Below are 26,675 nucleotides of genomic sequence, written 5' to 3' on the forward strand. Positions count from 1 at the left end.
TCGCCGGCGCTCAGTCGTCGGTCGCCGGCGCCGCCGCGGGCTCCGGGGAGCCGTCGACCGCGTCGTCGCGCCAGGTGAAGAAGCTCGCGAGCGCGGGGCCGGAGACGTTGTGCCAAACGCTGAACAGCGCGGGAACGAGCGCCGCCGCCGGCGAGAACAGCGAGGTCGCGAGCGCCACCGCGAGGCCGCTGTTCTGGAGACCGACCTCGAACGCGCAGGTCCGCCGCCGGTCCGCGGACATCCCCGCCGCGCGGCCGACGCCGTAGCCGGCGCCCAGCCCGATCGCGTTGTGGACCACGACGGCGAGCAGTACCAGGGCGCCCGCGGTCAGGATGTTGTCGACGTTCGCGCCGACCACGCCGGCGACGATGGCGACGATGGCGACGACGCTGACCAGCGGGAACACGTCGACGCCCGCCTCGGCGGCCTCGGGCGCTCGCCGGTCGAGGACGTACCGGATCGCGAACCCGAGCACGACCGGAACGATGACGATCTGGACGATGCTGCCGAACATCTGCGCGAACGTCACGTCGACCGTCTCCCCGAGCGCGAACAGCGTCCACGCGGGCATGACGATCGGCGCCGCGAGCGTCGTGAGCGTCGTGACGGCCACCGACAGCGCCACGTCGCCGCGGCCCAGGAACGTCATCACGTTCGAGGCGGTGCCGCCGGGGGCGGCGCCGACGAGGATCAGCCCGACGCCGATGGCGTCCGGGAGGTCGAGCAGGATGTACAGCCCGTAGGCCGCCAGCGGCATCACGAGCCACTGCGCGGCCGCGGCGATCCCGACGTCGACGGGGCGCTCGACCAGTCGCTCGAAGTCCTCGGGTTGGAGCGTCAGCCCCATCCCGAGCATGATCACCCCGAGCAGCGGCGTGACGTAGTCGAGGACCGGGATGAACGGGTCCGGGCGCACGAGCGCCGCGCCGGCGGCCGCGAGGACCCACACGACGAAGTACTTGCTGGCGATCCGACCCACCGCAGCGAGCTGATCGATCAGGGACACGACGTGACCGACGACCCCTCGCGCGTGAAAACGTGTCGCAGTGTACAATTCTCGCGAACCTGAGGTAAGCGCCCGCCCGACCGAGAACCGAACGGGCGAGGGCGGATCGCAAGCCTGCGTCGGTTTCGGAGCGAAACGCTCTTGTGAAGTGCTAGCAGTCAACTTCTCAATCTTTAACAGCTATCCCGCCGTTGGTACGGCCGGAGGCATACAATCATGAGCTACGAACTCGATCCGTTGCCGTACGACTACGACGCGTTGGAACCCCACATTTCCGAGCAGGTGCTGACGTGGCATCACGACACCCATCACCAGGGCTATGTCAACGGCTGGAACTCGGCCGAGGAGACGCTCGCGGAGAACCGCGAGGCTGGCGAGTTCGGCTCCTCGCCCGGTGCCATTCGGAACGTGACCCACAACTCCTCGGGACACATTCTGCACGACCTGTTCTGGCAGAACATGAGCCCGGAGGGCGGCGACGAGCCGTCGGGCGCGCTCGCCGACCGGATCGAGGAGGACTTCGGCTCCTACGAGGCGTGGAAGGGCGAGTTCGAGGCCGCCGCCGGCAACGCCAGCGGCTGGGCCCTGCTCGTGTACGACACGTTCTCGAACCAGCTACGCAACGTCGTGGTCGACAAGCACGACCAGGGCGCGATCTGGGGCGGCCACCCGATCCTCGCGCTGGACGTGTGGGAGCACTCCTACTACTACGACTACGGCCCCGCCCGCGGCGACTTCATCAGCGCGTTCTTCGAGGTCGTCGACTGGGACGAACCCTCGACCCGCTACGAACAGGCCGTCCAGCTCTTCGAGTAAGTCGGGGACGACGAACGGATCCGGAGGGATCCGAGCCGAACGTTCGACTTCTTTGACGCACCGCTCGTGAGGGACGGCTCCGCGCCGCCGTGTACTCCCGCGTCGGGGGCGAGACGCCGACACCCACAGTTACGGCTCTCGCGACCGAGACGCCGCCCATGGAACTCGCCGACGGCGTGTACGCCCTGGAGTTGACGATGGAACGGGATGACGGCACGGCCACCTTCCACCCGGCGGCCGTGGAGACGCCGAAGGGACCCGTGCTGATCGACGCCGGGCTTCCGGGGCAGACCGACCAACTGGCTGACGCGCTCGCGACCCACGGGCTGGATCTGGCCGATGTTCGCGCGGTCCTCCTCACCCACCACGACGGCGATCACGCGGGCGGCCTGGCGGCGGCGCTTGAACGCGCCGCCGACCCCGTCGTGTACGCCCACGAGGCTGCGGCGCCGTACGTCGACGGTCGGGAGTTCCCGATCAAAAGCGATCCCGAGGGCGAGCGCTACGAGCCCGTTCCGGTCGACGTGGCGTTGCAGGACGGCGTAACGTTCCGGACGGACGCGGGGCCGATGCGCGCGGTGTTCACGCCGGGTCACGCGCCCGGACACCTCGCGTTTCACTTCCCCGAGTCCGGCGTGGTGCTCGCGGCCGACGCGCTTCGCGGGGAGGGCGGCGACCTGGTCGGCCCCGCGGAGCACTTCACGCCGGACATGGCCGAGGCGACCCGGTCGGTGGGTCGGCTCGCCGAACTGGGGGCGGACGTGGGGACGATCCACTGCTATCACGGCGGGGACGTCGACGCCGGAATCCCCGAGATCGAAGCGATATACGAGTCGCTGGCGGCCGAGCACCTGGAGTAGAACGCGAGGGCGAAGGCGGGGGGTGGGCAAAGGCGGAATCGAGAGCGGAGGCGAAGGCGGGGTCGGGAGCGATCGGCTACTCGGTCTGCCGCCGCCGGACGATTCATATCGCCCCCGGCCGAGACGGCGACCGATGGAACACGTCGACATCGACGAGGCAGAGACGGGCGGGTTCGGCAGGGACGTGGAGATGCGCCGGCTCACCGACGCGCTCGGCGCCGAGGACATGGCGATCAACCACTACCGGCTCGACCCGGGCGAGGGGTTCTCCGGCGGGATGCACACCCACCTCGACCAGGAGGAAGTGTTCGTGATCCTTTCTGGAACCGCGACGTTCGAGACGGAGGACGGCGCCGTCGAGGTCGACGAGGGCGAGGCGGTCCGGTTCGCCCCCGGCGAGTACCAGACCGGGAACAACGAGGGCGACGAGGCCGTCGAGGCGCTCGCGCTCGGCGCGCCGGGCGACTCGACGGAGGTGCGCGTTCCGGTCACGTGTCGCGAGTGCGGGCACGAGGCGCTCGCGGCGGTCCCCGGCGACGACGGCATGGGGTTCGTCTGCCCCGAGTGCGGCACCGAGGCGGACCTCCCGACGTAGTCCGACTGGCCGACGGAGGCAGACCGGCCGACGTGGCCGGTCCGTCACGCGTCGCCGACGATGGGGACGCCTCCAGCAACCCGCCGCGTTTTAGCGACGGGCGGGGCTACGGTCGGGTATGCCGATCGAGAAAGCCGAGTTCCCCGGGCTGTACCCGTGCGACTTCTACACCCCCGCGGAGCTGTTCGAGCCGGACCGGATGTACACCGTCTACGAGATCGCGCGGCTCCTGCAGGGGCTGGAGCCCGACGCCGAGATCGACGAGGGGACCGAGGAGGTGCTGCTCGACTGGGCGATCCCGTGGATCATGACGAACGCGGCGGAACTCGTCGTCGCGGAGCCGCGCGGGGACGACGAGCCCGGGTACTACGGCCTGCGGCGACCCGAGGATCTCGACGGGGCCGATGGCAACGACGACGGCTCGGCCGCCGGCGACGCCCCCGGACACCCGGACGACCCGTCGCCGGACGAGCAGTGAGGCTCCTCGTCGCCGGCGCGGACCCGGTGGACGCCGGCAAGACGACGTTCGCCGTCGGGCTCGCGGCCCGCCTCCGCGCCGACGGCGAGGGGACGCGCGTGTTCAAGCCCCGCGCCGGCAACGACCGCTGGTTCGACCACGACGACGTGCGCCGGGCGGCGGGCGACGGCCGCCTCTACGGGAAGGACATCGACCGACTGCTCCGGGCCGCCGACAGCGACGCGAGCCACGAGACCCGGAACCCGATACACCGGCTCTGGCGACCGACGCCCGGCGAGACCGGGCTGCTCGGCGAGTCCGACCGGACGTTCCTCGTCGACCGCGTCCGGACCGCCGACGGCGACGAGTGGGTGGTGAACGATACCGTCGAGATCCCGTCTCGGCTCCGCGAGGACCTCCCGCTCGCGGACGCCCGCCAGGTCGACTCGGTTCGGGCGGTCAACGACGCGATGGCTGACCTCCACCTGCCAGCGCTCGACCGACTGTCTGAGGACGTTCGGTCCGCCGGCGACGCGGGCGTCGCGCTCGTGGAGTCGTACGGCGACGTGGCGACCCCGCTGCGCGAGGTCTCCTTCGACGCCGTCGCCGTCGTCGACCCCGGCCGGTGTCGGGTGTACGGCGGCGACCGTTGGGCGCTCGCCCGAGAGGCCGCGACCGGCGGCCGCGACGAGGGAACGCTGGAGGTCCGCGTCGAGCGCGTCACCGAGATGCTCGATCCGCTCTCGACGCACGATCTCCGCCCGCTGACGGACGAGGAACGGGCCGACCCGGACGCCGTCGCCTCGGCCTACTCGGCGGCGTACGATGACCTTCTCGGGGCGGCCGGCGGCCGGTAGCTCAGGTCCGGTCCGGCCGATAGCCCGGGTTCGATCCGGCCGGCACGACTTCCCTCCGACCGAACCGATCCGGGAGCTAGCGCGTTCGCGCCGCCCGCCCGGCGAGTTCCACGTGCTCGAACGGCGAATCCAGCACGCTCGGCCCGTGGCCGACGTGGAGTTCCCGGAGGCCGTCGCCGTCGACGCGCTCGCGCACGCGGTCGATGCTACGGATCAGCGCGTCGCGGTCGCCCTCCTCCAGGTCCGTCCGCCCGAAGCCGCCGTTCTGGAAGATCAGGTCGCCCGCGAACAGCACGCCCGCGTCCTCGTCGTAGAAGCAGAGGTGGTCGTCCTTGTGCCCGGGCGTGTGCAGCGCCTCGTAGCTGCCGAGCCCCATATCGACACGTCCGCCGTCGGGGATCTCGTTGTCCACGCTCGGCTGGCTCGTGTCGAAGCCCCACGTCTCGACGCCGAAGGCGTTGCGGACGGCCTCGACGTTGCCGACGTGGTCGTGGTGCGTGTGGGTGAGGACGATCGCGTCGAGGTCGTCGACGCGTTCGCGGACGAGCGGGAGGATATCGAAGTTCGACCCGGTGTCGACGAGGACGCGCCGGCCGTGGTCACCGTCGTCGGCCGTCGCGGGCGCGTCGGCGCCCGCGGGGCCGGAGACGAGGAACGCGTTGCTCGTGAACGCCTGCACGCCGGCGGCGAGGTTGTGGATCATGGACGACGATAAGCGACGGCGGGTCTTGGGGGTTGGCGTTCCGGACGGGTGGCCGGGTCCGGTAGGTCTATCACGGACGCCCCGCCCTTCTCGCGTATGCAGCAGTACCTCTCGACCGTCGAGGACGTGATCCGGGACGGCACCCACAAGCCGAACCGGACCGGCGTCGACACGCTCTCGTCCTTCTCGGCGCACTACGAGGCCGACCTCGCCGACGGCTTCCCCCTGCTCACGACGAAGGACCTCTCGGGCTTCCGTTGGAAATCGCTCATCCACGAGCTCCTGTGGTACCTCTCGGGCGAGGAGCACATCCGCGACCTCCGCGAGAAGACGGGGATCTGGGACGCGTGGGCCGACGAGGAGGGCCGCCTCGACACCGCCTACGGCCGCTTCTGGCGGCGCTACCCCGTCCCCGAGGAGGGGCTGGAGGGCGAGACGTGGCCCGACGACAGCCACCGCTGGATGAACGACGACGAGCGCACGTTCGACCAACTGGCGTACGTCCTCGCCACGCTGCGGGAGAACCCCCAATCGCGACGTATCGTCGTCAACGCCTGGCACCCCGCGAACGCGACCGTCTCGACGCTCCCGCCGTGTCACTACACCTTCGTGTTCAACGTCCAGGGCGATCGCCTGAACCTGCACCTCACCCAGCGCTCGGGCGACCTGGCGCTCGGCATCCCGTTCAACATCGCCGCCTACTCGATCCTGCTGACGGCCGTCGCCCAGCGCACCGGCTTCGAGCCCGGCACGTTCGCCCACAGCGTCGTCGACGCCCACGTCTACTGCGGCACCGGCGACCGTGGCGACTGGTACGGCGACGCCGACGCCCGCGCGATGCTCCGTGACGGCCTCGCGGACGCCGAGTCGCGCGAGGAGTACGAGCGGCTGGCCGACTGGGTCGAGGAGACCGCGCCCGCGGAGGCCGAAGGCGACGAGAAGAAAGACCACGTCCCCGGCCTGCTGCGACAGCTCGGCCGCGAGCCGCGCGAGAAGCCGACGCTGCGCGTCGCCGACAAGCCGCTCGACGAGTTGGCGTTCGACGACATCGAGCTGCTGGAGTACGACCCGGGGCCGGGCATCGAGTTCGCGGTCGCCGAGTGATGCCGGACGGTCCCGGCTCGACCGACGGGTCCCCTTCGACCGGCGCCGACACGGACGGTGAGGGCGGAGGCGGCGGCGATATTCGCGTCTCGCTCATCGCCGCCGTCGCCGCCAACGGCGTCATCGGCGCCGAGGGCGGGATGCCGTGGCACTTCCCCGCGGACATGCGCCACTTCAAGGAGACCACAACGGGACACCCCGTGATCATGGGCCGGCGGACGTACGAGTCGATCGCGAGCGACATCGGCGGCCCGCTGCCCGACCGGACGAACGTCGTCCTCTCGCGGTCGGACCCGGACCTCCCGGAGGAGGTGATCGTCACCGGGTCCGTCGAGGAGGCGCTCGCGGCCGCCCGCGCCGACGCCGCCGAACGGGGCGTCGACACCGTCTACGTCGCCGGCGGCGGCGCCGTTTACGGGCAGTTCCTCCCGCTTGCCGACGAGCTAGTCCTCACCGAGATCCACGACTCACACGAGGGGGACACCGAATTTCCCGAGTTCGATCGGGGTGAGTGGGTCGAGGTCGACCGGGAGGAACACGACGCGTTCGACTTCGTCGTCTACGAGCGCCGGAGATAGCGCGCGCGGTCGAGGACAGCCGCACCATGCAGAACGGCTTTCCGCCCGCCGCGCCATCCGTCGAGCGAACATGGCTCGCCCTCGCCTCGTCGCGCTCGCCTGCTGCCTCCTGCTCGTGCTCGCGGGTTGTGTCGTCGGGCCGGCGGGCAGCGACGCGACCGTCGGCGGCGGGGACACCGCGACCGCGCCGCCCGGCTCGGACGGAACGCCGGCCACCGCCGCCCCGCCGGCGGACGGCATCCGCGTGACCGTCGTCGAGATCGTCGACGGCGACACGTTCCGGTTCGAATACGAGAACGGCACGACCGACACGGCCCGGCTGCTGGGCGTCGACACGCCGGAGGTGTACGGCGAGAACTCCCCGGACGAGTTCGAGGGCGTCCCCGACACGGAGGCCGGCCGGTCGTGTCTCCGCGAGTACGGCGATCGCGCCAGCGCCTACGCGAAGAACCGCCTGCTCGGCGAGGAGGTGACGCTCGCCTTCGACTCGAACGAGCCCCGTCGCGGCTACTACGACCGGCTGCTCGTGTACGTCCACCACGACGGCGGGTCGTTCAACTACGCGCTGATCGACCGCGGGCTGGCCCGCGTGTACGACTCGTCCTTCGAACGCGGCGACCGCTTCTACGCCGCCGAGGAGCGGGCGATGGCCGCCGACCGCGGGCTGTGGACCTGCCGCGACGGCACGCCCGGCCCCGCCGGCGAGGACGAGACGATCGCCACCGCGTCCGCGACGGCGACGCCCGCCGGCGACGGGGTCGTCGTCTCGCGGATCCACGCCGACGCCGAGGGCGAGGACGGCGAGAACCTCAACGACGAGTACGTCGTCCTCACGAACCGCGGCGACGAGCCGGTCGACCTCTCGGGGTGGACGCTGTCGGACGAGGCTGGCTTCACCTACGAGTTCCCCGACGGCGTGACGCTCCCCGCGGACGCGTCGCTCACGCTCCACGTCGGCAGCGGCGAGGACACCGAGACGGACCTGTACTGGGGCCGGGAACGACCGACGCTCAACAACGACGGCGAGACGGTGACCCTGCGCGACGAGGACGGGAACCTCGTCGCCGAGCGGTCGACCTGAGGCGTCCCGCCTCCGGCGACACAGCTATCCGTCGCACGTGGATCGTTCGCATGTGCCACATCTTCGCTTCGACCTCTCGGTCGCCGTCACCGACGACGAGCGCGCGTCGTTCGCCGAGTGGGTCGCCGAGACCTACGCCGAGGTCATGGACACCGGAACCGACCACGTCGGCGTGGCGGTCGTCGAGAGCGACCCGCAGTTGGGCGGGGCCGGGGAGGACGACCCGGTCGCGCTCGTGAACGCGGACGTGCGCGTCGGCCGAACCGTCGACCAGCGACACGCGCTCGCCCGCCGCCTCACCACGGAACTCGGCGACCGGTTCGGGATTCCCGAGCGGACGGTGTACGTCGTCGTCACGGAGCATGAGGGCGCCGACTTCGTGCTCGGCGGGGAGCCGCTCGACGCGTGGGAGCCCGCCGAGCGCGACGGTTCGAGCGTCGGCCGCGACGGCGATGCCGGGTCGTAGGGGTCCCGGACTCAGGGTTTCCGCAGCACCGCCTCGTAGTGGTGGTCGTTCGAGTACCGGACCGTCGCGACCGACCACTCCGAGCCGACGCACGCCTCCCGGAGCACGTCGGGCGCGAACGGCCGGAACAGCAGGGTGTCGCCCACGTCCCCCTCGTACTCGAAGTGCATCACGCGGTAGCCCATCCCCGGCGTGGGGTCCGGCCGCCAGCCGAGGAGGTCGCGCGCCCCGTCCGCCTCGGGGTCGTAGTTGTCGACGACGGCGACTGCGTCGTCGGTCGTCACGAACGCGAGGTCGGCGAGGAACTCCCGGAGGCGGTGCGGCGGTCGCGCCAGTCCGAGTTGGGTGCCGTGGGCGTACACCCCGCGGAAGCGGTCGCGGTCGAACGACTCCCGTAGCGCGAACATGTCGCCCCGAACCGCCGAGTCGACGCCGCGCTCGCGCATCGTCGCGACGAGGTGGGCGGACGGCTCCAGCCCCACCACCTCCCCCTCGTAGCGTTCCTGAAACCGGAGCACGTCGCGACCGGCGCCGGCGCCCAGATCGAGCAGCGGCGCCGCCAGTCCGTCGGAATCGAGCGTCTCGTAGGCCGACTCGTCGCGCTCGGCGAAATAGAACCCCTCGATCGGGTGTTCCACGCGCTCGGCGCCGTCGACGCACCACAGCGGCTCGGTCTGCTCGTCGCGCGCGAACTCGCGGATCGCGCGGCCGAACGGGTCCGTTCCGTCGCCCTCGACGGCGTCACCTCCGGGATCGGCGGTCGACATACCGACCACGACGGAAGTGGTCGGGAAAACGATATGTGAATGATGGTAGCATATGACATAGTGAGTGGGCACGGACAACGAGGGCGCAGAAACCGGCAAGGTTGGCAGCTACCACACCGACTACCGACGCGGCCGGCAGTCGGGTGGTATGTCCCAACTGCTGCCCGACGAGGCCGCGGACCGACTCGTGTCGACGTGCCGGACGACGGTCGGCGACAACGCCCGCTCGGTGACGTTCTTCACGCGGACCGACCACGAGCAGCTGTACCTGCGCGACGACCTGGAGCAGGACGCCGACCTGATGGCCTTCATCGGCACAGAGCGCCAGGACTTCGCGATGGCCAGCGACGGCTACTCGGGGACTGAGTTGGGCGAGTACCGCTACACCCTTCGGGTGTTCGAGAACGGCTACGCCGTCCGTATCGACGGACGCGACAAGGGCGTCCTCGTCACCAGCGACGGCATGGAGCTTCGCGACTTCAACCACCTCGCCAGCGCCGTCTCCGCGACGCTGGAGGAGTGGGAAGGCGAGGACTGAGGAGACCGCCCCAAGACGTTTCTCGTCCCCCCACCGAGTTCGAGTATGGTCCTCCCGTTGGAGATGGGCTGGCGACACCTCCTGTTCGAGAACTGGCCCGTCGACCCCGACGTGATGGACGCGCACCTGCCCGACGGGCTGGTGCCCGACACCTACGACGGCTCGGCGTGGCTCTCGGTCGTCCCGTTCACCAACGTCGCCGTTCGGCCGAAGGGGATGCCGGAGGGCGCCGGCATCCGCCTCCCGGAGCTCAACGTCCGCACGTACGTCACCCGCGACGGCGTCCCGAGCGTCTACTTCTTCAGCCTCGACGCGCAGGGAGTCGCCAGCGTCGTCGGGGCCCGGGTGTTCCACCGCCTCCCGTACTACTACGCGCGGATCTCGCTCGGCTCGGACGGCCGCGGCGGCGTCCGCTTCCGGAGCCGTCGCCTCCACCCCGGCAGCCGGCCGGCGCGCTACGAGGCGACGTACCGCCCGACCGGCGAGGGGTTCCGCGCCCCCGACGACCCGATGGCCGAGTTCCTCGTCGAGCGGTACCGCTTCTACACGGAGGCGCAGGACGGGTCGATCCGCTACACGGACGTGGACCACGAGCCGTGGACGCTGCACCCCGCCGAGGCCGACGTGACGGCGAACACACTCCTGAGATCCCACGGCTTCACGACGCCGGACGCCGACCCTGTGTACCACTACAGCCCCGGGTTGGACGTGGTAACGTCGCGGAGCAAGCGGCTGTAAGCGGGACCGCGGACGGACGTGAGGCGTCGCGGGCGACGACTACTTCCAGAGGGCGAGGACTACTCCCAGAAGCTCTTCGTCCGCGCGTACTGGCGCTCCTGTTTCAGGATGTCGCGGTAGAAGTCGTCCTCGTCCTCGCGCAGCTTCCCGATGATCCGCGCGGCGTTGTGCGGGCCGACGCCGCGGGCGGCCAACGCGATCACCGCCTGCTTGCCGTGCGCCTGCACGAGGTTCGCGGCGCGGTTCGCCTTCCGGGTCAGTTTCTCCTGTTCGTCGTCCTTGTCGCTCGTGCGGACCGCCTTCACGACCTCGTCGGCCCAGGGGTTGAGCGCGGCGATGCGGGTGGAGCCGCACTCGGGACACTCCGGCGTGTCGCGGACGCGACGGACCTTCGTCCGCTGCTTCCACTCGCCGCAGTGGACGCACAGCTGGATCACGTGGTCGTCCATGATGCGGTCGCGGATCGTCTCGATCACGGAGGCGTCGGCGTTCTCGGGGACGAGGAACTCCCGGCCCGAGGAGCGGCCGTCCGTCCCCAGCGGCGTGCGCTCGCGGGCTGCGACGACCTCGACCCTGCCCTCGTCGATGTCCCCGAGCAGTTCGGCGGTCTCCTCGACCGCGAGTTCCGTGTGGAACACCTCCCGAACCGCCTCGTCGAAGACCGGCGTGTCCTCCAGCGCGGCCATGAGGCGGTCGCCGCCGAACCGTTTGTTCCCCTGATAGCGCTTGAGCGCGCCGAACTTCGCGGCGACGTGCGCGAGGGTGAACTTCAGCGTGTCCGAGTGCTTCAACGCGAGTTCGAGGAGCGCCTCGACGTGCTTCGGGTCGGTCTCCTCCAGCACCTCGATGACGGTTCCGGGGGTGACGCCGTTGGGAACCTCCAGCTCGACGCGGTAGGGGTCGGCCTCCATCCCGACCGACGAGCCCGTTCGCTGGCCGATCAGCGCCGAGAGGAGGCGTCCGAGGGTTCGGTTCACCTCGTGGCCGAAGGCGGCGTTGACGGCGATGCTTCGCCCGTGGCCCTCCACGACGATCCGGTCGTCCGTCGGCATCGGGTGGCCGGCGTCGACGTGGCGCCCGACCGTGTCGAGGCCGACCGAGACGGTGTCGGCATCGGCGGGATAGCGGCCGGCGAACTCGCGGGCGACCGCGTCGGCGTCGGCGCCGCCGGCGAACTGCGGCTCGGCGACGCCGCGCATCTCCCCGACCTCCGCGGCGACGGCGCGGGGGACGGGGATCTCCTGGCCGGTCCAGGAGGGCACCTCGCCGGCGGGGTCCTCGATGGGCGCCACGTTCACCTCCGCCTCCTCGTCGTCGATGTCGTTGATGCGCCACAGCTCCCCGCGCTGGATGAACGCCTCCCCCGGCGCCGCGAAGTTGACGACGAACCGCTCGTCGAGCGTGCCGATCTGGCGGCGCGAGGAGATGTCGTACACGTCGTACGTCTCCTCGTCAGGGATCATCGAGAGGTTCCGGTAGTAGTACTGCCAGGTGCCGCCGGAGGTCTCCAGCACGTCGCGCTCCTCGTCGATCCACAGCAGGCGGTTGCCCGACAGCTCCCTCGCCACCTCGCGGAACGTCTCCTCCGGGAGGTCGCGGAAGGGGTACGCCCGGGTGATCAGCTCGTACGCCTCGCGGGCGTCGACCTCACCCATGTCCATGAGGAGGCCGACGATCTGGTTCGCGAGCGTGTCGAGGCTGCCGTGGTGGATTCCGGACTCCTCGACCTCCCCCGCGACGGCCCGTCGGGCGATCGCCAGCGCCTCCATCGTGTCGTCGGGGGCGTCGGTGACGACGGTGCCGTGGCTGGTCTCGTCGCGGCGGTGGCCCGCGCGGCCGACCCGCTGGAGGAGGCGTGCGACCTCTCGCGGGGAGTTGTACTGCACGACGTGGTCCACCCGTCCCACGTCGATCCCCAGCTCCATCGACGAGGTGCACACGAGGCCCGCTATCTCGCCGGCCTTGAACGCGTCCTCGACCTCGATGCGGGCGTCCTTCGACAGCGACCCGTGATGGACGCCGATGGGCTCCCCCAGCGTCTTGAACCGCGAGCCGAGCGCCTCGGCGGTCTGTCGGGTGTTGACGAAGATCAGGACCGACTCGTGCTCGCGGACGATGTCGCGGATCAGCCGCACGTGGCTCGCGATGTCGGTGTCCGTCGCCAGCTTCCCGGCCAGGCGTTCGTCCTCGGGCGTCGTCGACGGCGAGACCACGTCGAACTCGACCTTGCTCCCCACATCGACCTCGATTATCTCACAGCCGCGGTCGCCGGTGAGGAACTTCCCCACCTCCTCGGGGTCGCCGACGGTCGCCGAGAGGCCGACCCGCTGGAAGTCGCCCGCGAGCCGGCGCACCCGCTCCAGGCCGACTGTCAACTGCGCCCCCCGCTTCGAGGCCGCCAGCTCGTGAACCTCGTCGACGACGACGTGATCCACGTCCGCGAGGGCCGCGCGGAGCTTCTCTCCCGTCAACATCGCCTGGAGCGTCTCGGGCGTCGTGACGAGCACGTCCGGCGGGTCGTTCGCCTGCTTGCTCCGCTGGTAGTCGGTGGTGTCGCCGTGGCGGACCTGCACGTCGAGGTCGAGGTAGTCGCCCCACCACTCCAGGCGCTCGCGCATGTCGCGGTTGAGAGCCCGCAGCGGCGTCACGTACAGCGCACCCAACCCCTCGGGTCGCGTCTCCGCCAACGCCGACAGCACGGGCAGCATCGCCGTCTCCGTCTTGCCGGTTCCCGTGGGGGCGATGACGAGTGCGTCGCGGCCGTCCGCCAGCGGCGGGATCGCCCGGCGCTGCGGCGCCGTCGGCGTCGCGAACCCCCGCTCGGACAGTGCCGATCGCACCTCCTCGCCCAGCGCCGCGAAGGCGTCCATCCCGGTCGCTCGCGGCGTGTCGCTCATCGACGCGGATTGCGTCGCGAGCCGGTTAAGCGTCGCGCTCCAGGCGCTTGCCGGCCGCCTCGTTCCCGGCGCTCGGACCGCGCGTTACTCCCGGCTGACGGCGATGTTTCGGACGGCGCCGTCGCACTCCGGACACGTGCCCGGGTGGCTGTTCGTTCGGGTCCGCGCTCCGCACCCGAGGCACTCGAACACGCCCTCCGACGGGCTGTACGGGTCTATTTCGTTGGTCGGCATGTCAATCCGTAACACGGCAAAGGTTGTAACTGTTTTCTACGGATCAGTATGGGCAGTACTAGGTATAAAAGGGATAGCGGTGAACGTACGTCCAGTTCTATCCGCTACAGCAGCTCCTCCTCGGCCAACTCGACGGCGTTGCGAACGGCGCCCACGGAGGTGAGGTAGCCGGCGCCGACGCCCGCCTTCGACGCCCTCGCGGCCGCGCCGGTGAGCACCGTCGGTCCCAGTTGCGCGACGGCGCCGTCGCCGACGGAGACGAGCCACCCGGGCACGTCGAAGCGATAACTGGCGAGCCGCGGCGCGAAGTCGTCCGGCGAGGCCGATAGCTCGTGGTCGACGAGTCGGCCGACGTTCTCGGCGGCCGTCTTCGCCTCGCGCACGGCCGCCGACGCGGAGGCGGGAACCGCCTCGCCGTCGGCGTCGACGACGCGGGCGGCGTCGCCCAACGCGAACGTGCGGTCAGTGAGCCGGAGGTCCGCCCGGACGACGGGTCGGTCGCCGTCGAGGGCGTCGTCGCCGGCGATGCCGCCGGTCCAGACGAGTTGGTCGTAGCGGAGATCGCCCGCGTCGGTGACGATCCGGTCGTCGAACACCGCTTCGACGGCGGTGCCTGTCTCCACGTCGACGCCGCGCGTCCCCAACTGCTCGCGGACCGCCCGGCCGAAACTCGCGGGGAAGTTCGGGGCGACCTCGTCCAACTGTTCCACCAGCGCGATCTCCACGTCGTCGGGCACCTCGGCGCCCTCCTCGCGGGCCAGCGCCGCGAGCTCGCCGGCGACCTGCACCCCCGACAGGCCGGCGCCGCCGACCACGACGCGGCCGCCGTCGTCGACCACCTCCAGGAACCGCTCCCGGATCGCGGCGGCGTCGTCGAGCGACTTCAACGGCGTCGCGTGCTCGTGCAGCCCCTCGATCCCGTAGTAGGCGGTCTCCGAGCCGAGACACACCGCCCCGAAGTCCCACTCGATCGCATCGCCGTCGGCCAACTCGGCGCGTCTCGCCCCCGCGTCCACGTCGACGACGCGGTCGACGACCAATTCCGCGCGGTCGAGCAGGTCCTCCAGGGGAACCGAGATCGCGTCGGCGACCGCGGGGCGGCGGATCGCGCGGTGGGTCTCGTGGACGAGGACGTGCTCCTCGCCGTCGTTGACGAGGGTGATGTCGACCTCCGACGGGAGCCGGGATTCGAGCCTGCGGGTCAGGGCGACGCCGGCGTAGCCGGCGCCGAGAACGACGACGTGCATTCGGTTCCGGTACGGCCGCCGCGGGTAAGGACGTGACGGGCGTCGCGATCGGCCGCCCGTCCGAACGTTCACGTACCGAGCCGGGACCAGCGTCCCCGTGACCTGAGGAGGACCCGCGGGCGACGAGCGGGTGAGCGGCGCACCGCTCGCGGGAGGCGGGGACGACCGGCGGGGCCGGACGTGACGGCGCCGCCGCGGCGTTCCCGGACGCAGCCGCGCCGCCTGTCAGCCCGGGGCGCAGCGACGGCTCCGCGTTCGCCGGACCTGTGTCCCCACCCGTTCCCGAAGTTCGGAGCGGTGTCCCCGGATCAGAACAGCGCCTTCGACTCGCCGAGGACGCGGGCGGGACCGCCGACCTCCCAGATGTCGGTCTCGACGCCGACCTCGGCGACGCGCTCCTCGACGCGCTCGGCGTGCTCGGCGGGCGTGTTGACGTAGACGCTCGCGCCGGTGTCCGTCGAGAAGTACACCGGCACGTCCTCCTCCTGCCGGAGCTCGCGGACGGCGTTGAACACCGCGATGGTCTCGGGCTGCCAGTACACCCAGCCGGCGGGGCCGGTCATCGTCGTCGCCGTCAGCGACAGCGAGTCGTGCTCGGCGATCTCGAAGATGCCCGAGAACTCCCCGGTGCGAAGGCGGTCGCGCATCCGCTGGAGCTGCTCGTGGACGTGGGCCATCCGGGCGTCGAACATGTGGCTTGCCTCCGCCTCGCGGTGGGCCTCCTCGGTCTCCTTGTACGCCGGAACGAGCGCCGTCACGACGCGGAGGTCCTCCTCAGGGTCGAAGCCGTCGGGGCCGACGCCGACGTCGAGGCGCTCGGCGCGACAGTCCTCGTCGTTCATCCCGGCGTACAGCACCGAGTACGCGCCGGTGACCGCGCGGGCGGCCGACGAGGAGCCGCGCCGGGCGACCGTCGAGATCTCGGGGCGCGTCATATCGAGGCCGGCGGCCTCGACCAGCGACATCGCCAGCGCGGCGAAGCCCGAGGAGGAGGAGCCGAAGCCGACGTTCGACGGGAAGGAGTTCTCCGACTCGACGCGGACGGCGGCGTCCAGGTCCGCGAGGTCGCGGACGTGGTCGGCGACCATCCCGATGCGCTCTGCGCCGCGGCCGTCGACGACCTCGCCGTCGATGCGGTACTCGTCGTCGTCGGGCGCACTGTCGGGTTCCCACTCGACGGTCGTCGTCGTCCGCGAGGGGGCCGTACAGAGGCTGATCGAGTCGTGGTACGGGAGCCGCCGCTCGGCGTCGCGCATCCCGTGGTACTTCACGAGGCCCTGAATGGGGTGGGCCGTCGCCGTGGCCTTCATACCCGCCGAACGGGCAGGCGGGGGGTTAGTCGTTCCGAATGGCCGTACCCGGACCGTCGGCGTCGGCAGCGGTGCCGGTGTCCCGGATCGCGTCGCCGTCGACGGCGGCCGGCCCGCGTCACTCGTACTCGTAGAACCCCTTCCCGGTCTTCTTGCCGAGGTCGCCGGCGGCGACCTTCCGCTTGAGGAGGTAGGCGGGCTTGTAGCGGTCGCCCAGCTCCTCGTGGAGCGTCTCGCTTGCGTCGAGACAGATGTCGAGGCCGATGTGGTCGGCCAGTTCGAGCGGGCCCATCGGGACGTTCGTGCCGAGCTTCATCCCCTTGTCCATGTCCTCCTTCGAGGCGACGCCCTCGTCGTACGCGCGGATCCCCTCGTTGATCCACGGCATGAGGACGCGGTTGGTGACGAACCCGGGCTTGTCGTCGCTCTCCCACGTCTCCTTTCCGAGGTCCTCGGCGAACGCGTGTGCGAACTCGGTCACTTCGGCGGCCGTCTTCTCGCCGGTGACGACCTCGACACCCGCCATGATCGGGACGGGGTTCATGAAGTGGAGGCCGACGACGAGGTCCTCGCGGTCGGTCGCCGAGGCGATTGTCGTGATGGAGAGCGTCGAGGTGTTCGTGGCGAGCACGACATCGTCGTCGGTCACGTCCTCGAGGTCCCCGAAGATGTCCTGCTTCACCTCCATGTCCTCGAGCGCCGCCTCGACCACGAGGTCGGCGTCTGCGAGATCGCCGATGGCTGTCGTTCCCGTGATCCGGTCCTGGATGGTCTCGGGCGACTCGTCGAGTTCGTCCTTCGCGTCGAGGCGCGACAGCGACGACTCGATCGACTCCAGCCCGTTGTCGACGAACCGTCGTTCGATGTCGCGCATCACCACGTCGTAGCCGGCGGTCGCGGCGACCTGGGCGATGCCGTTGCCCATCGTGCCCGCGCCGACGACGCCAACCGTCCGAATTTCGGAGAGTCCGCGCATGGGAGGTGATGCCCCGGCGGCCACCGTAAGCGTAGCGGAGCGGCAGCGTGGGAACGCCGACGGAATTATCCACGAATGAGAATGTGCGCAGAAAGATTAAACCGTCCGGGTCCGAGGCATCCGACAGGTGACCAGGTGTGGGGGATGAGGATGTCAGGGAGTTGAAATTCGTGGGGCCGGCGACGGCCGCCGTCCTCGCGGACGCGCCGTTCGGCGCCGCGGACGTTCGCGAGAAAGCCGTCTCCTACCGGATGCTGATCGACGCCGGGGTGAACCCTGGCGTCGCCGCGCGCATCCGTCGTGAGCACTCGCTGGCGTGGTCGTTCGAGTCGGAGGGCGAGGACCTCGCCCGCCGGTCGAGCCAGGTCCGCGGTCTCGGCGACGCCGAACGGGCGTGGGTCGCCGCCTCGTCGGGCGACTGGCAGGGTCAGGACGCCGGGGGATCCGACGCCGCGGAGGGCGGCGCCGGCGGCGACGACACTGACGACGACGTTCGGGTCGTCACCGACGACGACGCTGCTGCCACGGCCACCGACGACACCGCGGCCACGACCGACGACGAGGAGACGGACGACGGTGAGGCCGCCGAACGGGCGTGGGTCGCCGCCTCCGCCCGCGGCGACGCGTCGGGCACGAAAACCGACGGCTCGGGCGACCCCGTCGCCGCGGAGTCCGCGTGGCGCGAGCGCTCCCGACCGACGCCAGTTGTCGACGTGGCGGGGGTCAACGATCGGGACGCAGCCGACCTCGCGGAGGCGGGGATCACCTCCGCACGCGCGCTCGCCATCGCCGACCCCGAGGAGATCGGTGAGGCCCTCGATCGCGACGCCGCGCACGTGGCAGAACTCCGCGACGCAGCCGCCGAACACGTCGACTGATCGACGGAAGGCGATACTCGCGGCCGAGTAAATATCAATCCACGTACACCATTTGATTTATCATCGATGGCGTGGCGGAATCATACATGCTCCCCGACGCGGACGCGGCGATCACCCGGGACGGTAAGGCGCTCATTCTCGCGTACGACCACGGGATCGAACACGGCCCGGTGGACTTCGAGCCGAACCCGGAGACGGCCGATCCCGAGCGGGTGTTCGAGCTCGCGACCCACGACGCGGTGACGGCGCTCGCGGTCGGGAAGGGCGTCGCGGAGGCGTACTACCCCAGCTACGACGACGACGTGGCGCTGTTGGCGAAGCTCAACGGCACGTCGAACCTCTGGATGGGCGAGCCCGACTCCGCGGTGAACTGGTCGGTCGAGTACGCCGCCGAGCTCGGCGCCGACGCGATCGGCTTCACGCTGTACGGCGGCTCGAACCACGAGGTGGAGATGGCCGAGGAGTTCCGCGACGCCCAGGAGGCGGCCCGCGAGCAAGACATGGGCGTCGTCATGTGGTCGTACCCGCGCGGACAGGGGCTGAAGAACGACACCGCCCCCGACACGATCGCGTACGCCGCCCGGCTCGGGCTCGAACTCGGCGCCGACATCACGAAGGTGAAGTACCCCGGATCGCCGGAGGCGATGGCTCATGCGGCCGACATGGCCGGCCCGACGAAGGTGGTGATGTCCGGCGGGTCGAAGACCGACGACCGCGCGTTCCTGGAGACGGTCGCCGGCGCGATCGACGGCGGCGCGAAGGGGCTCGCGGTCGGCCGGAACGTCTTCCAGCGGGAGAACCCCGAGGAGATCCTCGACGCCCTGGAGGCGGTCATCTTCGAGGAGGCGTCCGTCGACGAGGCGCTCGAACACACCTCCGCCTCCGCCGTCGCCGACGACTGATGGAGGGAGCCGACTCCGATCCCGGCGACGGCGCCGCGGACTCGGCCGACCCCGACGCGGTCGCCGCCGCGGAGGCGGTGCTGGAGGCCGTCGCCGCGGCGGCTCCCGAGATCCGCGCGGGGCTGCCGGGGCGACGCCGCTACCTCGACGACGAGAACCCGTCCGGTGAGGACGTGCTCGCGGCCGACGTGTACGCCGACGAGCTGCTGGAGGCGACGTTGGGCGACATCGACGGCGTCGGCACCTACGCCAGCGAGGAGCGCGAGTCGACGGTCGACACGGGCGACGGGGCGGTGTCGGTCGCGGTCGACCCGTTGGACGGCTCCTCGAACCTGGAGTCGAACAACCCGATGGGCACGGTCGTCGCGATCTACGACGGGGACCTCCCGGCCTCCGGGCGCGACCTCGTCGGCGCCGGGTTCGTGTTGTACGGTCCGGTCACGACGATGGTCGCCGGCGTCGGCGCACCCGCGGACGCGACGATCCGAGAGTACCTCGTCACCGGAGAGGGCGACCGGGAGAAGCTGGAACGGATCGAACTCCCCGACGACCCGACGGTGTACGGCTTCGGCGGACGCGTCCCCGACTGGCCCGACGACTTCGCCGCCTACGTCGACGAGGTCGAGGACGAACTGAAGCTGCGCTACGGCGGCGCGATGATCGCGGACGTGAGCCAGGTGCTCTCCTACGGCGGCGTGTTCGCGTACCCGGCGCTGGAGTCCGCGCCCGACGGGAAGCTTCGCCTCCAGTTCGAGGGGAACCCCGTCGCATATCTCGTGGAGGGCGCCGGGGGCCGGTCCTCCGACGGCGCCCGGTCGCTGTTGGACGTCGAGGCGACCGGGATCCACCAGCGGGTGCCGGTCCACGTCGGGAACGAGGCGCTGATCGAACGGCTCGAAGCGGCGCTCGACGAGGTTCCAGCCCGATAGCGCTTCCCGAACCGATAGACCCACACGTCGGGCGTGCGGAAGCCGGACAATGAGAGACCGCTACAAGGCGCTCATGCTGCGCAGTTTCAAGGACGCGATGGACATCGTCGACGAGTACAACGGGTGGGCCCAGGAGGCGTTCGACGACTCCTCGCCGGTGCCGCCGCAGGCGGTGCCGCAGGTCGCGATGATGCTGTATCAGAGCCGGGTGATGGACGGGTGGGGCGGCGAGGGCGGGTTCGACGTGCCGGAGTTCGACGACAAGATGTTCGACTAGCGTCGCCGAACGAGCGAACGGAGTGAGCGAGTGAGGCGACGGTACCACGGCGTTCACAAATCGCGGTGCGATTTGTGAGCTCACGAGACCAAAGGTCTCGTGAACGGCGAGGTCTGCGGGCCGAGCCGCCCAGAAAATTAGCGAGGCGCGAGGGAGCGAACGGAGTGAGCGACCGAGCGTCTCGGCACGCGGCGTTCACGAGACGCACAGCGTCTCGTGAGCTCACGAGAGCTTCGCTCTCGTGAACGGCGAGGTGTGCGCGACCGACCGAAGGGAGGTCGCGTGGCCCGAGCCGCCCAGCAGAACACCGTCGCCGAACGAGTGATACCGCCCGCGACCGACACCCGGCGCTCAGTCGTCGCTCGCGGTCACGTCCGCCTCGACGGTGCCGACGCGACGCTCGAAGAAGTCGTCGAGCAGTTCGAGGCTCCGGATCTTGTCGTCGATGTCCGAGGAACCGTGGCCCTCCTCGCCGAGTTCCTCGTACTCGTAGTCGTCGCTCTCCTCGTAGCCGGCGTCCTGGAGGGCGTCGCGGAAGATTCGCGCCTGCGACACCGGGACCCGACGGTCGTTGACGCCGTGGACGATCAGGAGGGGGGCCGCGAGGTTGTCGACGTGGGTGACCGGCGATCGCTCCTCGTACAGCGCCTCGTTCTCGTCGGGCTCGCCGAGGTACTTCACCATCAGCTCCGAGCGGAAGTGGGGCATGGTGTTCTCGGCCATGTCGAACAGGTCCGAGACGCCGACCCACGCGACCCCCGCGGCGTAGAGGTCGGGGAACTGCACCAGCTGCCAGTACGCCGAGTAGCCGCCGTATGAACCGCCGAAGACGACGACTCGGTCGTCGTCGAGCCAGTCGTTCTCCGCTAGGACGCGCTCGGCGGCCGTGGCAACGTCCCCCTGCTCGGCGCCGCCCCAGTCGTCGTACAGCTCCTCGACGAACTCCCGGCCGCGGCCGGTGGAGCCGCGATAGTTCACCTGGAGCACGGAGAAGCCGCGCGAGAGCAGGAACTGCGTGCGGTAGCCGAACGAGAGCGTGTCGCGGTGGCGCGGGCCGCCGTGGGGGTTGACGACCAACGGCGACGGCCGCTCGCCGGAGTCGTAGAAGATCGCGCCGATCTCCAGTTCGTCGTACGGGTCGTGCTCGACGGCGCGCTGTGGCGTCTCGGGCACGCCGTCGGACTCGACGGTGACGTACTCCGCGTCGGCGAAGTCGTCGGGGGAGAAGGGGCCGTACTCGGCCTCCAACACCGTCTCGTATTCGTCGGCGTTGAGGTCGTACGCGAGCAGTTCGGGCCGGCGAGTCGGCGTGGTGTGCATGAGCAGCACGCGGTTCTCGTCGAGGACCCACCCGTCGTCCGAGGGGCCGCGACCGAAGGTGGACACGCCGCCGGGCACGTCGAGTTCGCGCCCCTCACCGGTCGTCGTGTCGTAGAGGACCGGGACGACCTCGGCGTCGCGCGTCCGCGTCGCGAGGAAGCGATCGCCGTCGGGGAGGAAGAACTCGGGCGTCTCCTCGTACTCGCCGGTCCCGAACCACGTCACGTCGTCGGCCTCGAAGTCGTACACGCCGCAGCGACCCTTGTCGGGCGTGTTGTCGGAGACGAGCAGCTTGTCGCCGTCGGGGTGCCAGTCCGCCGGCGCCGACTCAGCGCCGGTCTCGCCGATATCGAGGTTTCGGGCGTTCGATCCGTCGAGATCGTCGCCGGCCGCCGGCCGGCCCTCCGTGGCGCTTCGCGCCACGCTGGCGACGAACACGTCCGCGTTGTCGTAGTCCTCGGACGTGTTCGTCGTGAACGCGAACCGCTCGCAGTCGGGCGACAGCTCCGCCGTCCAGACGGCGCGGTCGTAGTCGGTGACCTTCGTCGTCTCGCCCGAGGGGAGGTCGTGGCGGTAGACGTTCATCTGCCCGTCGGCGTTCGACCCGACCAGCAGCGTCTCGCCGTCGTCGCCGACCGACTGGAGCGTCACCTGTCCGTCCATCTCGACGACCGGTTCGGCGGTGCCGTCGCGGTCGATGGCGTGGATATCGTTCTGCTCGTTGCCGGCCTCGTCGAGGTGGAAGAGGACGCGCTGGCCGGCGGCGTCCCACGCGAAGCCGTGGCGGGCGTCCTTCGGAACCTGACCGTCGGACCACCGGTCCAGTTCTCCGGTGTCGGGATCGAGGAGGTACAGTTCGTTGCGGCCGTCGATGTCGTAGTACAGCGCGATTTCGGACCCGTCCGGGGTCGACGCGGGGTGCGCCATCGTCGGCAGCTCTGCGAGGGCTCGGAGGGTGTCGTCCGGGGTATCGGTCACGTCCACCGATTCGACCCCGGAAACTTCAGTGTACCCAGAATCGAATTTCTGAAATCGATCTGAATCGTTTGGCGGTGAGCGCCGCCCGCCATGGAAAACCCTTTCCGCAATTCTTGCGCACACCACCGTATGAAAGTCCACGTGGGCGCGGGTGCGACCGAGGAGGAGGCCGGCGCCATCGCCTCGGCGCTGGCCGAGCACTTCGGCGTCGACATCGAGGTGTACGCCGGCGACGACGCTCATGACGACGACGGCGCCGCCGACGAGCCGATCGCGACCGCCGAGCCGCCCGAGATCGAGTACCCCTTGGACGACGACCTGGGTCCGACCGACCGCGAGGCAGAACTCCGCGCGGAGATCGACGACATCCTCGAGGGCGGTCCCGAGAAGTACAAGCAGCGACTCCCCGAGCAGGGGAAGCTGTTCGTTCGCGACCGTCTCGACCTGTGGTTCGGCGACGGCGGGGCCGGCGGGACCGGCGACGCCGACCGCGATGACGCCGCCGACGGCGTGAAGTTCGAGGACGGGAAGTTCGCCCACTTCGACGCGTGGCACGGGAACTCCCCCGACGTGGGGGAGGCCGACGAGGGGAACCGGCTCCCCGCCGACGGCCTCATCACTGGCGCCGCCGAGTTCGAGGGTCGGGACCTGCACTTCATGGCGAACGACTTCACGGTGAAGGCGGGGTCGATGGCCGGTCGCGGCGTCGAGAAGTTCCTCCGGATGCAACAGCGCGCGCTCAAGAACGGGAAGCCGGTCCTCTACCTGATGGACTCCTCTGGGGGCCGGATCGACCAGCAGACCGGGTTCTTCGCCAACCGCGAGGGGATCGGGAAGTACTACTACAACCACTCGATGCTCTCGGGGCGCGTCCCGCAGATCTGCGTGCTCTACGGCCCCTGCATCGCCGGCGCCGCCTACACGCCGGTGTTCGCCGATTTCACCGTCATGGTGGAGGGGATGTCCGCGATGGCGATCGCGTCGCCGCGGATGGTGAAGATGGTCACCGGCGAGGAGATAGAGATGGACGACCTGGGTGGCCCGGACGTGCACGCGAAGTACTCCGGCAGCGCAGACCTCGTCGCCGAGGACGAGCAGCACGCCCGGCAACTCGTCGCGGACCTGATGAGCTATCTCCCCGACAAGGCCGGCGAGAAGCCGCCCCACAGCGAGCCGAAGCCGCCGACGTATTCGCCCGACGGTATCGACGAGCTGATCCCGGAGGCGCCGAACCGCCCGTACGACGTACACGACCTGCTCGACCGCATCTGCGACGCGGAATCGGTCTTCGAGCTGAAACCGGAGTACGGCACGGAGATCGTCACGGCGTTCGCCCGCATCGACGGCAAGCCCGTCGGCGTCGTCGCCAACCAGCCGACCGAGCGCTCGGGCGCCATCTTCCCGGACGCCGCCGAGAAGGCCGCCGAGTTCATCTGGACCTGTGACGCCTACGAGATCCCCCTGCTGTACCTCTGTGACACGCCGGGGTTCATGGCCGGCTCGCAGGTCGAGAAGGACGCCATCCTCGAGAAGGGCAAGAAGTTCATCTACGCGACCTCCTCGGCCACCGTCCCCAAGCAGACCGTCGTCGTCCGCAAGGCGTACGGCGCGGGCATCTACGCGATGGGCGGCCCCGCCTACGAGCCGGAGTCCGTCATCGGCCTCCCCTCCGGCGAGATCGGGATCATGGGCCCCGAGGCGGCGATCAACGCCGTCTACGCCAACAAGCTCGCCGAGATCGACGACCCCGACGAGCGCGCCGAGCGCGAGGACGAACTCCGCGAGGAGTACCGCCGCGACATCGACATCCACCGGATGGCGAGCGAGGTCGTCATCGACGAGATCGTCCCCCCCTCCGACCTCCGCGAGGAGCTCGTCCAGCGGTTCGACTTCTACGAGGACATCGAGAAGTCGGTCCCCGACAAGAAGCACGGCACGGTCCTCTGATCGAGGGTATCCCCGATAGCGGGACCACACCCGCCGTGACCTGACCACGGACCGGACGACGGTCAGCGGGTGTGCGGTGCCCCGTCGTCCGAGGCGCCCGCACCGCCTGTTCGCCATCCCCCACGTCCCGGGTGTCCCCTCCCGTCGACGCCTGAGTTCACCGGTCGAGCGCCGAACGCAGCAGCCGAACCTCCGTTCGGACCGCCCGCCAGGAGTCGATCGATCCCGGGATCGAGTCCGCCGTGGCCCGCTCGCCGGACCGCGCGTGCTCGTCGACGAGCGACCGCACGCTCTGCGGGTCGTCGACGCGGCGGAAGGCCACGTCGCCGCCGGCCGTCTCCAGCCGCACGGTACCGTAGCCGAACAGCGAGCCGGTAACCGACTGCTCGTATGCGGTGTTCTCGACCATCGACAGCCGCGCACGGACGACGCGCCGCCCGACGATCCCGGTCTTCACCGACGCCGCGCGGTCGGTGAGGACGTACCGGGTGTTCGCGAGCGACAGCGACGCGAGCCCGGGGATCGCGAGACCGACGAGGACGGCGAGCGCCGCGATCGCGACCCCGAAGCGACTCGTCGCCGCCGGCCCGACGGCGACGGCCATCCCGCCGCCGGCGACGAGCAGCCCGACGAGGCCGGCCGGAGCCGCCGCCGAGAGCCGCGGCCGGCCGGTCCAGCGCACCGTCTCGCCGTCGTCGACGGTGACCGACGACGGAACGGCCCCGACGGTGACGACACCGTCGGGTTCCGCGTCGGCCGTCATCGGTCGTCGTCGTCGCCGGCCGTCGACGCCCCGTCGGCGTCGGACACCTCGCCGGTCCCGCCGGCGGGCCCGTTCTCGCCGTCGCGGTCGTCTGCGTCGACATCGTCCCCGGCGGCCACAGCGCCGGCGCCGTCGTCCTCGACGGCCGCGCGGATCGCGCGCAGTTCGCCGAGGATGTCGTCGAGCACGTCGGCTTTCGTCTCCCCGTCGCCGACGTCGCCGCGGCGGTCTCGGGCGCGGATGCGCTCGTTCACCAGCTCCTGGATCCGCTTGGGCTCGGCGACGCTGTCGAAGCTGAGTTCGACGCCCGAGCCGCCGGCCGTGGAGATGTCGACCGAGCCGTAGCCGAACTGCGTGCCGAAGAAGTCCTGCGAGTAGGAGGTGTCCTGGACCTTCTCGAAGCCGACCCGCTTCACGTCCCGGGAGACGACGCCGCGCTTCTTGTACAGCGCCTCGGTGGTGATCACGTACTCCGTGTTCTCGCGCGAGAGGTACGCCGAGACGACGATCGGGATGCCCACGAGCACCAGCGACAGGGGGACGCCGACGACGAGCGCGGGGACGAGGCTCATCGAGTGCGGCTTGCCCGTCCAGACGACCTCCTCCTCGGGGTCGAGCGAGAGCCAGTCGAAGCCGTCCGGAAGCGTGTCCTCGGTGGAGGGAGATTCCATGGCCGTTGCTCCCGCGTCGGAGGTGATAAATGCCCGCGCCGACGCGCCGCGCGTCAGTCCGCCCGGTGGGCCCGGAGGACCCGGCGGTAGTACGGCTCCATCACCCGTATCGCCTCCTCCCAGTGATCGCGGGTGTGGCGATCGTGAAGTTCGACCCCGAGGAGATACCGGACCGGCGCGGTGCCGAACCCCTCCCGGCCGTCGCTCGGCTTGGTCGGGTAGTTCTCGTCGCCGACCGCGGCGCGGTATTCGAGCAACTGCGCGCGCAACATCGGGGTCCAGTAGTCGCCGTTCGCCTTGTGGTTGCGCCACGCCCGGGTCGTCGCGGTCGCGTACTCCCGGTCGATGTCGGCGACGGCGGCACGCTCGGCCAACGCATCGTAGACGCGCCCCCAGTCGCCGCCGCGGATCGACTCGGGGTCGATCCGGTCGCCGTCCATGTGGTCGGTCTCCAACTCGTCTTTCGCCCACAGCGCGTCCACGTACGCGCGAGCCGCGCGCCGCGCGGTGTCTTCGTCGACGTGGGCGAACTGCCGGCGGTCGACCTCGGCGAACGACTCGACTGCCGCGTCCCGTTCGCCCCGGTCGTGGTACCGGAAACCTGCACACAGCTCGCGTGCCATGTGACGGGCAACGTGCTCGACGGACTCGTCGGCTTCGTCGGCATCGATCTGATCCGGGTTCTTCAGCGTCCGGTCCGCCTCGCGATGTGTTTCGTGTCCGCCGGTGGGTTCGTTTCTCGTCATGTTCGGCGGCGGATCCCCTCCACCGGTGACACTA

General features: G+C 70.4%; 27 protein-coding genes and 1 pseudogene. 16 read left to right on the forward strand and 12 right to left on the reverse strand.

Going from position 1 to position 26,675, the window contains the following annotated elements; all coding sequences use genetic code 11:
• Positions 1–10 precede the first annotated feature (10 nt).
• Positions 11–979, reverse strand: coding sequence for a bile acid:sodium symporter family protein (locus K6T36_RS02520; RefSeq protein ID WP_390182299.1), 969 nt, complete (start codon positions 977–979; stop codon positions 11–13).
• A 243-nt stretch (positions 980–1,222) separates the two neighbouring features.
• Here K6T36_RS02520 and sod point away from each other — a divergent pair, with 243 nt between their 5' ends.
• From sod to K6T36_RS02545, 5 genes and pseudogenes are all read left to right on the forward strand, one after another.
• Positions 1,223–1,822: a superoxide dismutase gene (sod, locus tag K6T36_RS02525; RefSeq protein WP_222922453.1), complete on the forward strand. Its 600-nt coding sequence runs from the start codon at positions 1,223–1,225 to the stop codon at positions 1,820–1,822.
• Between the two features lie 158 nt (positions 1,823–1,980).
• Complete coding sequence (locus K6T36_RS02530; RefSeq protein WP_222922454.1) at positions 1,981–2,682, forward strand: MBL fold metallo-hydrolase; 702 nt, start codon at positions 1,981–1,983, stop codon at positions 2,680–2,682.
• Between the two features lie 133 nt (positions 2,683–2,815).
• On the forward strand, positions 2,816–3,277 hold the full coding sequence (locus K6T36_RS02535; protein ID WP_222922455.1) for a cupin domain-containing protein: 462 nt from the start codon (positions 2,816–2,818) through the stop codon (positions 3,275–3,277).
• 118 nt (positions 3,278–3,395) lie between these two features.
• Positions 3,396–3,656: pseudogene (locus tag K6T36_RS02540) on the forward strand (DUF5827 family protein); the annotation flags it as partial.
• Positions 3,657–3,751: 95 nt separating this feature from the next.
• Positions 3,752–4,591: an ATPase gene (locus tag K6T36_RS02545; protein ID WP_222922457.1), complete on the forward strand. Its 840-nt coding sequence runs from the start codon at positions 3,752–3,754 to the stop codon at positions 4,589–4,591.
• 76 nt (positions 4,592–4,667) lie between these two features.
• Here K6T36_RS02545 and K6T36_RS02550 read toward each other — a convergent pair whose 3' ends face one another.
• Positions 4,668–5,294: an MBL fold metallo-hydrolase gene (locus tag K6T36_RS02550; RefSeq protein ID WP_222607895.1), complete on the reverse strand. Its 627-nt coding sequence runs from the start codon at positions 5,292–5,294 to the stop codon at positions 4,668–4,670.
• A gap of 96 nt (positions 5,295–5,390) precedes the next feature.
• On the opposite strand from K6T36_RS02550, the gene thyA reads away from it, so the two are divergent.
• From thyA to K6T36_RS02570, 4 genes are all read left to right on the forward strand, one after another.
• Positions 5,391–6,398, forward strand: coding sequence for a thymidylate synthase (gene thyA, locus K6T36_RS02555; protein WP_222922458.1), 1,008 nt, complete (start codon positions 5,391–5,393; stop codon positions 6,396–6,398).
• A complete protein-coding gene (locus K6T36_RS02560; RefSeq protein ID WP_222922459.1) occupies positions 6,398–6,976 on the forward strand; it encodes a dihydrofolate reductase in 579 nt (192 codons plus the stop codon). Before thyA ends, K6T36_RS02560 begins: the two co-directional genes overlap by 1 nt.
• Positions 6,977–7,046: 70 nt before the next feature.
• Entirely contained in the window at positions 7,047–8,057 is a 1,011-nt protein-coding gene (locus K6T36_RS02565) for a lamin tail domain-containing protein (RefSeq protein ID WP_222922460.1), read from the forward strand.
• Between the two features lie 52 nt (positions 8,058–8,109).
• Positions 8,110–8,523 carry a tautomerase family protein gene (locus K6T36_RS02570; protein ID WP_222922461.1) on the forward strand — a complete coding sequence of 138 codons (414 nt, stop codon included), beginning with the start codon at positions 8,110–8,112 and terminating at the stop codon, positions 8,521–8,523.
• 11 nt (positions 8,524–8,534) lie between these two features.
• Here K6T36_RS02570 and K6T36_RS02575 read toward each other — a convergent pair whose 3' ends face one another.
• Entirely contained in the window at positions 8,535–9,290 is a 756-nt protein-coding gene (locus K6T36_RS02575) for a class I SAM-dependent methyltransferase (RefSeq protein WP_222922462.1), read from the reverse strand.
• A 148-nt stretch (positions 9,291–9,438) separates the two neighbouring features.
• On the opposite strand from K6T36_RS02575, the gene K6T36_RS02580 reads away from it, so the two are divergent.
• Positions 9,439–9,828, forward strand: coding sequence for a DUF7522 family protein (locus tag K6T36_RS02580; protein ID WP_222607901.1), 390 nt, complete (start codon positions 9,439–9,441; stop codon positions 9,826–9,828).
• A 45-nt stretch (positions 9,829–9,873) separates the two neighbouring features.
• Positions 9,874–10,566 carry a YqjF family protein gene (locus tag K6T36_RS02585; RefSeq protein WP_222922463.1) on the forward strand — a complete coding sequence of 231 codons (693 nt, stop codon included), beginning with the start codon at positions 9,874–9,876 and terminating at the stop codon, positions 10,564–10,566.
• A 59-nt stretch (positions 10,567–10,625) separates the two neighbouring features.
• On the opposite strand, the gene K6T36_RS02590 is transcribed toward K6T36_RS02585, so the two are convergent.
• The 5 genes from K6T36_RS02590 to K6T36_RS02610 form a co-directional block, all read right to left on the reverse strand.
• Positions 10,626–13,463 (reverse strand): DEAD/DEAH box helicase, encoded by a 2,838-nt coding sequence (locus K6T36_RS02590; protein WP_222922464.1) that lies wholly within the window; start codon positions 13,461–13,463, stop codon positions 10,626–10,628.
• Between the two features lie 84 nt (positions 13,464–13,547).
• On the reverse strand, positions 13,548–13,697 hold the full coding sequence (locus tag K6T36_RS02595; RefSeq protein ID WP_222922465.1) for a rubrerythrin-like domain-containing protein: 150 nt from the start codon (positions 13,695–13,697) through the stop codon (positions 13,548–13,550).
• Positions 13,698–13,801: 104 nt separating this feature from the next.
• Positions 13,802–14,944, reverse strand: coding sequence for an NAD(P)/FAD-dependent oxidoreductase (locus K6T36_RS02600; protein WP_222922466.1), 1,143 nt, complete (start codon positions 14,942–14,944; stop codon positions 13,802–13,804).
• A gap of 308 nt (positions 14,945–15,252) precedes the next feature.
• The gene (mvaD, locus tag K6T36_RS02605) at positions 15,253–16,254 is read right to left on the reverse strand and encodes a phosphomevalonate decarboxylase MvaD (protein ID WP_222922467.1); all 1,002 of its coding nucleotides are present in this window, start codon (positions 16,252–16,254) and stop codon (positions 15,253–15,255) included.
• 118 nt (positions 16,255–16,372) lie between these two features.
• Complete coding sequence (locus tag K6T36_RS02610; protein WP_222922468.1) at positions 16,373–17,230, reverse strand: 3-hydroxyacyl-CoA dehydrogenase family protein; 858 nt, start codon at positions 17,228–17,230, stop codon at positions 16,373–16,375.
• A 137-nt stretch (positions 17,231–17,367) separates the two neighbouring features.
• Between K6T36_RS02610 and K6T36_RS02615 the strand changes: the two genes are divergently transcribed.
• The 4 genes from K6T36_RS02615 (at position 17,368) to K6T36_RS02630 (ending at position 20,216) form a co-directional block, all read left to right on the forward strand.
• Positions 17,368–18,108: a DUF7409 domain-containing protein gene (locus K6T36_RS02615; RefSeq protein ID WP_222922469.1), complete on the forward strand. Its 741-nt coding sequence runs from the start codon at positions 17,368–17,370 to the stop codon at positions 18,106–18,108.
• Positions 18,109–18,194: 86 nt separating this feature from the next.
• Positions 18,195–19,010 (forward strand): class I fructose-bisphosphate aldolase, encoded by an 816-nt coding sequence (locus K6T36_RS02620; RefSeq protein ID WP_222922470.1) that lies wholly within the window; start codon positions 18,195–18,197, stop codon positions 19,008–19,010.
• Positions 19,010–19,939, forward strand: coding sequence for a class 1 fructose-bisphosphatase (locus K6T36_RS02625; RefSeq protein ID WP_222922471.1), 930 nt, complete (start codon positions 19,010–19,012; stop codon positions 19,937–19,939). Before K6T36_RS02620 ends, K6T36_RS02625 begins: the two co-directional genes overlap by 1 nt.
• A gap of 49 nt (positions 19,940–19,988) precedes the next feature.
• Positions 19,989–20,216 carry a hypothetical protein gene (locus K6T36_RS02630; RefSeq protein WP_222922472.1) on the forward strand — a complete coding sequence of 76 codons (228 nt, stop codon included), beginning with the start codon at positions 19,989–19,991 and terminating at the stop codon, positions 20,214–20,216.
• A gap of 351 nt (positions 20,217–20,567) precedes the next feature.
• Here K6T36_RS02630 and K6T36_RS02635 read toward each other — a convergent pair whose 3' ends face one another.
• Complete coding sequence (locus tag K6T36_RS02635; RefSeq protein WP_225935164.1) at positions 20,568–22,514, reverse strand: S9 family peptidase; 1,947 nt, start codon at positions 22,512–22,514, stop codon at positions 20,568–20,570.
• A gap of 129 nt (positions 22,515–22,643) precedes the next feature.
• On the opposite strand from K6T36_RS02635, the gene K6T36_RS02640 reads away from it, so the two are divergent.
• A complete protein-coding gene (locus K6T36_RS02640) occupies positions 22,644–24,461 on the forward strand; it encodes an acyl-CoA carboxylase subunit beta (RefSeq protein ID WP_222922473.1) in 1,818 nt (605 codons plus the stop codon).
• A 157-nt stretch (positions 24,462–24,618) separates the two neighbouring features.
• Here the strand turns inward: K6T36_RS02640 and K6T36_RS02645 are convergent, their stop codons facing one another.
• The 3 genes from K6T36_RS02645 to K6T36_RS02655 are packed head-to-tail and all read right to left on the reverse strand — an operon-like array spanning position 24,619 to position 26,641.
• Positions 24,619–25,224, reverse strand: a complete 606-nt coding sequence (locus K6T36_RS02645; RefSeq protein ID WP_222922474.1) for a PH domain-containing protein — start codon at positions 25,222–25,224, stop codon at positions 24,619–24,621.
• On the reverse strand, positions 25,221–25,895 hold the full coding sequence (locus tag K6T36_RS02650) for a PH domain-containing protein (RefSeq protein ID WP_222922475.1): 675 nt from the start codon (positions 25,893–25,895) through the stop codon (positions 25,221–25,223). Before K6T36_RS02650 ends, K6T36_RS02645 begins: the two co-directional genes overlap by 4 nt.
• Before the next feature lie 53 nt (positions 25,896–25,948).
• A complete protein-coding gene (locus K6T36_RS02655) occupies positions 25,949–26,641 on the reverse strand; it encodes a hypothetical protein (RefSeq protein ID WP_222922476.1) in 693 nt (230 codons plus the stop codon).
• Between the last annotated feature and the right edge of the window lie 34 nt (positions 26,642–26,675).

Source organism: Halobaculum roseum, from assembly GCF_019880245.1.
Lineage (GTDB): Archaea > Halobacteriota > Halobacteria > Halobacteriales > Haloferacaceae > Halobaculum > Halobaculum roseum.

Excerpts from the sequence above, each read along its gene's own strand:
- K6T36_RS02575 (WP_222922462.1), bottom strand. The coding sequence starts at position 9,290 with ATGTCGACCGCCGATCCCGGAGGTGACGCCGTCGAGGGCGACGGAACG.
- K6T36_RS02585 (WP_222922463.1), top strand. The coding sequence starts at position 9,874 with ATGGTCCTCCCGTTGGAGATGGGCTGGCGACACCTCCTGTTCGAGAAC.
- thyA (WP_222922458.1), top strand. The coding sequence starts at position 5,391 with ATGCAGCAGTACCTCTCGACCGTCGAGGACGTGATCCGGGACGGCACC.
- mvaD (WP_222922467.1), bottom strand. The coding sequence starts at position 16,254 with ATGAAGGCCACGGCGACGGCCCACCCCATTCAGGGCCTCGTGAAGTAC.
- K6T36_RS02655 (WP_222922476.1), bottom strand. The coding sequence starts at position 26,641 with ATGACGAGAAACGAACCCACCGGCGGACACGAAACACATCGCGAGGCG.
- K6T36_RS02600 (WP_222922466.1), bottom strand. The coding sequence starts at position 14,944 with ATGCACGTCGTCGTTCTCGGCGCCGGCTACGCCGGCGTCGCCCTGACC.
- K6T36_RS02595 (WP_222922465.1), bottom strand. The coding sequence starts at position 13,697 with ATGCCGACCAACGAAATAGACCCGTACAGCCCGTCGGAGGGCGTGTTC.
- K6T36_RS02560 (WP_222922459.1), top strand. The coding sequence starts at position 6,398 with ATGCCGGACGGTCCCGGCTCGACCGACGGGTCCCCTTCGACCGGCGCC.
- K6T36_RS02590 (WP_222922464.1), bottom strand. The coding sequence starts at position 13,463 with ATGAGCGACACGCCGCGAGCGACCGGGATGGACGCCTTCGCGGCGCTG.
- K6T36_RS02630 (WP_222922472.1), top strand. The coding sequence starts at position 19,989 with ATGAGAGACCGCTACAAGGCGCTCATGCTGCGCAGTTTCAAGGACGCG.
- K6T36_RS02650 (WP_222922475.1), bottom strand. The coding sequence starts at position 25,895 with ATGGAATCTCCCTCCACCGAGGACACGCTTCCGGACGGCTTCGACTGG.
- K6T36_RS02620 (WP_222922470.1), top strand. The coding sequence starts at position 18,195 with ATGCTCCCCGACGCGGACGCGGCGATCACCCGGGACGGTAAGGCGCTC.
- K6T36_RS02580 (WP_222607901.1), top strand. The coding sequence starts at position 9,439 with ATGTCCCAACTGCTGCCCGACGAGGCCGCGGACCGACTCGTGTCGACG.
- sod (WP_222922453.1), top strand. The coding sequence starts at position 1,223 with ATGAGCTACGAACTCGATCCGTTGCCGTACGACTACGACGCGTTGGAA.
- K6T36_RS02645 (WP_222922474.1), bottom strand. The coding sequence starts at position 25,224 with ATGACGGCCGACGCGGAACCCGACGGTGTCGTCACCGTCGGGGCCGTT.
- K6T36_RS02640 (WP_222922473.1), top strand. The coding sequence starts at position 22,644 with ATGAAAGTCCACGTGGGCGCGGGTGCGACCGAGGAGGAGGCCGGCGCC.
- K6T36_RS02625 (WP_222922471.1), top strand. The coding sequence starts at position 19,010 with ATGGAGGGAGCCGACTCCGATCCCGGCGACGGCGCCGCGGACTCGGCC.
- K6T36_RS02565 (WP_222922460.1), top strand. The coding sequence starts at position 7,047 with ATGGCTCGCCCTCGCCTCGTCGCGCTCGCCTGCTGCCTCCTGCTCGTG.
- K6T36_RS02610 (WP_222922468.1), bottom strand. The coding sequence starts at position 17,230 with ATGCGCGGACTCTCCGAAATTCGGACGGTTGGCGTCGTCGGCGCGGGC.
- K6T36_RS02535 (WP_222922455.1), top strand. The coding sequence starts at position 2,816 with ATGGAACACGTCGACATCGACGAGGCAGAGACGGGCGGGTTCGGCAGG.
- K6T36_RS02530 (WP_222922454.1), top strand. The coding sequence starts at position 1,981 with ATGGAACTCGCCGACGGCGTGTACGCCCTGGAGTTGACGATGGAACGG.
- K6T36_RS02550 (WP_222607895.1), bottom strand. The coding sequence starts at position 5,294 with ATGATCCACAACCTCGCCGCCGGCGTGCAGGCGTTCACGAGCAACGCG.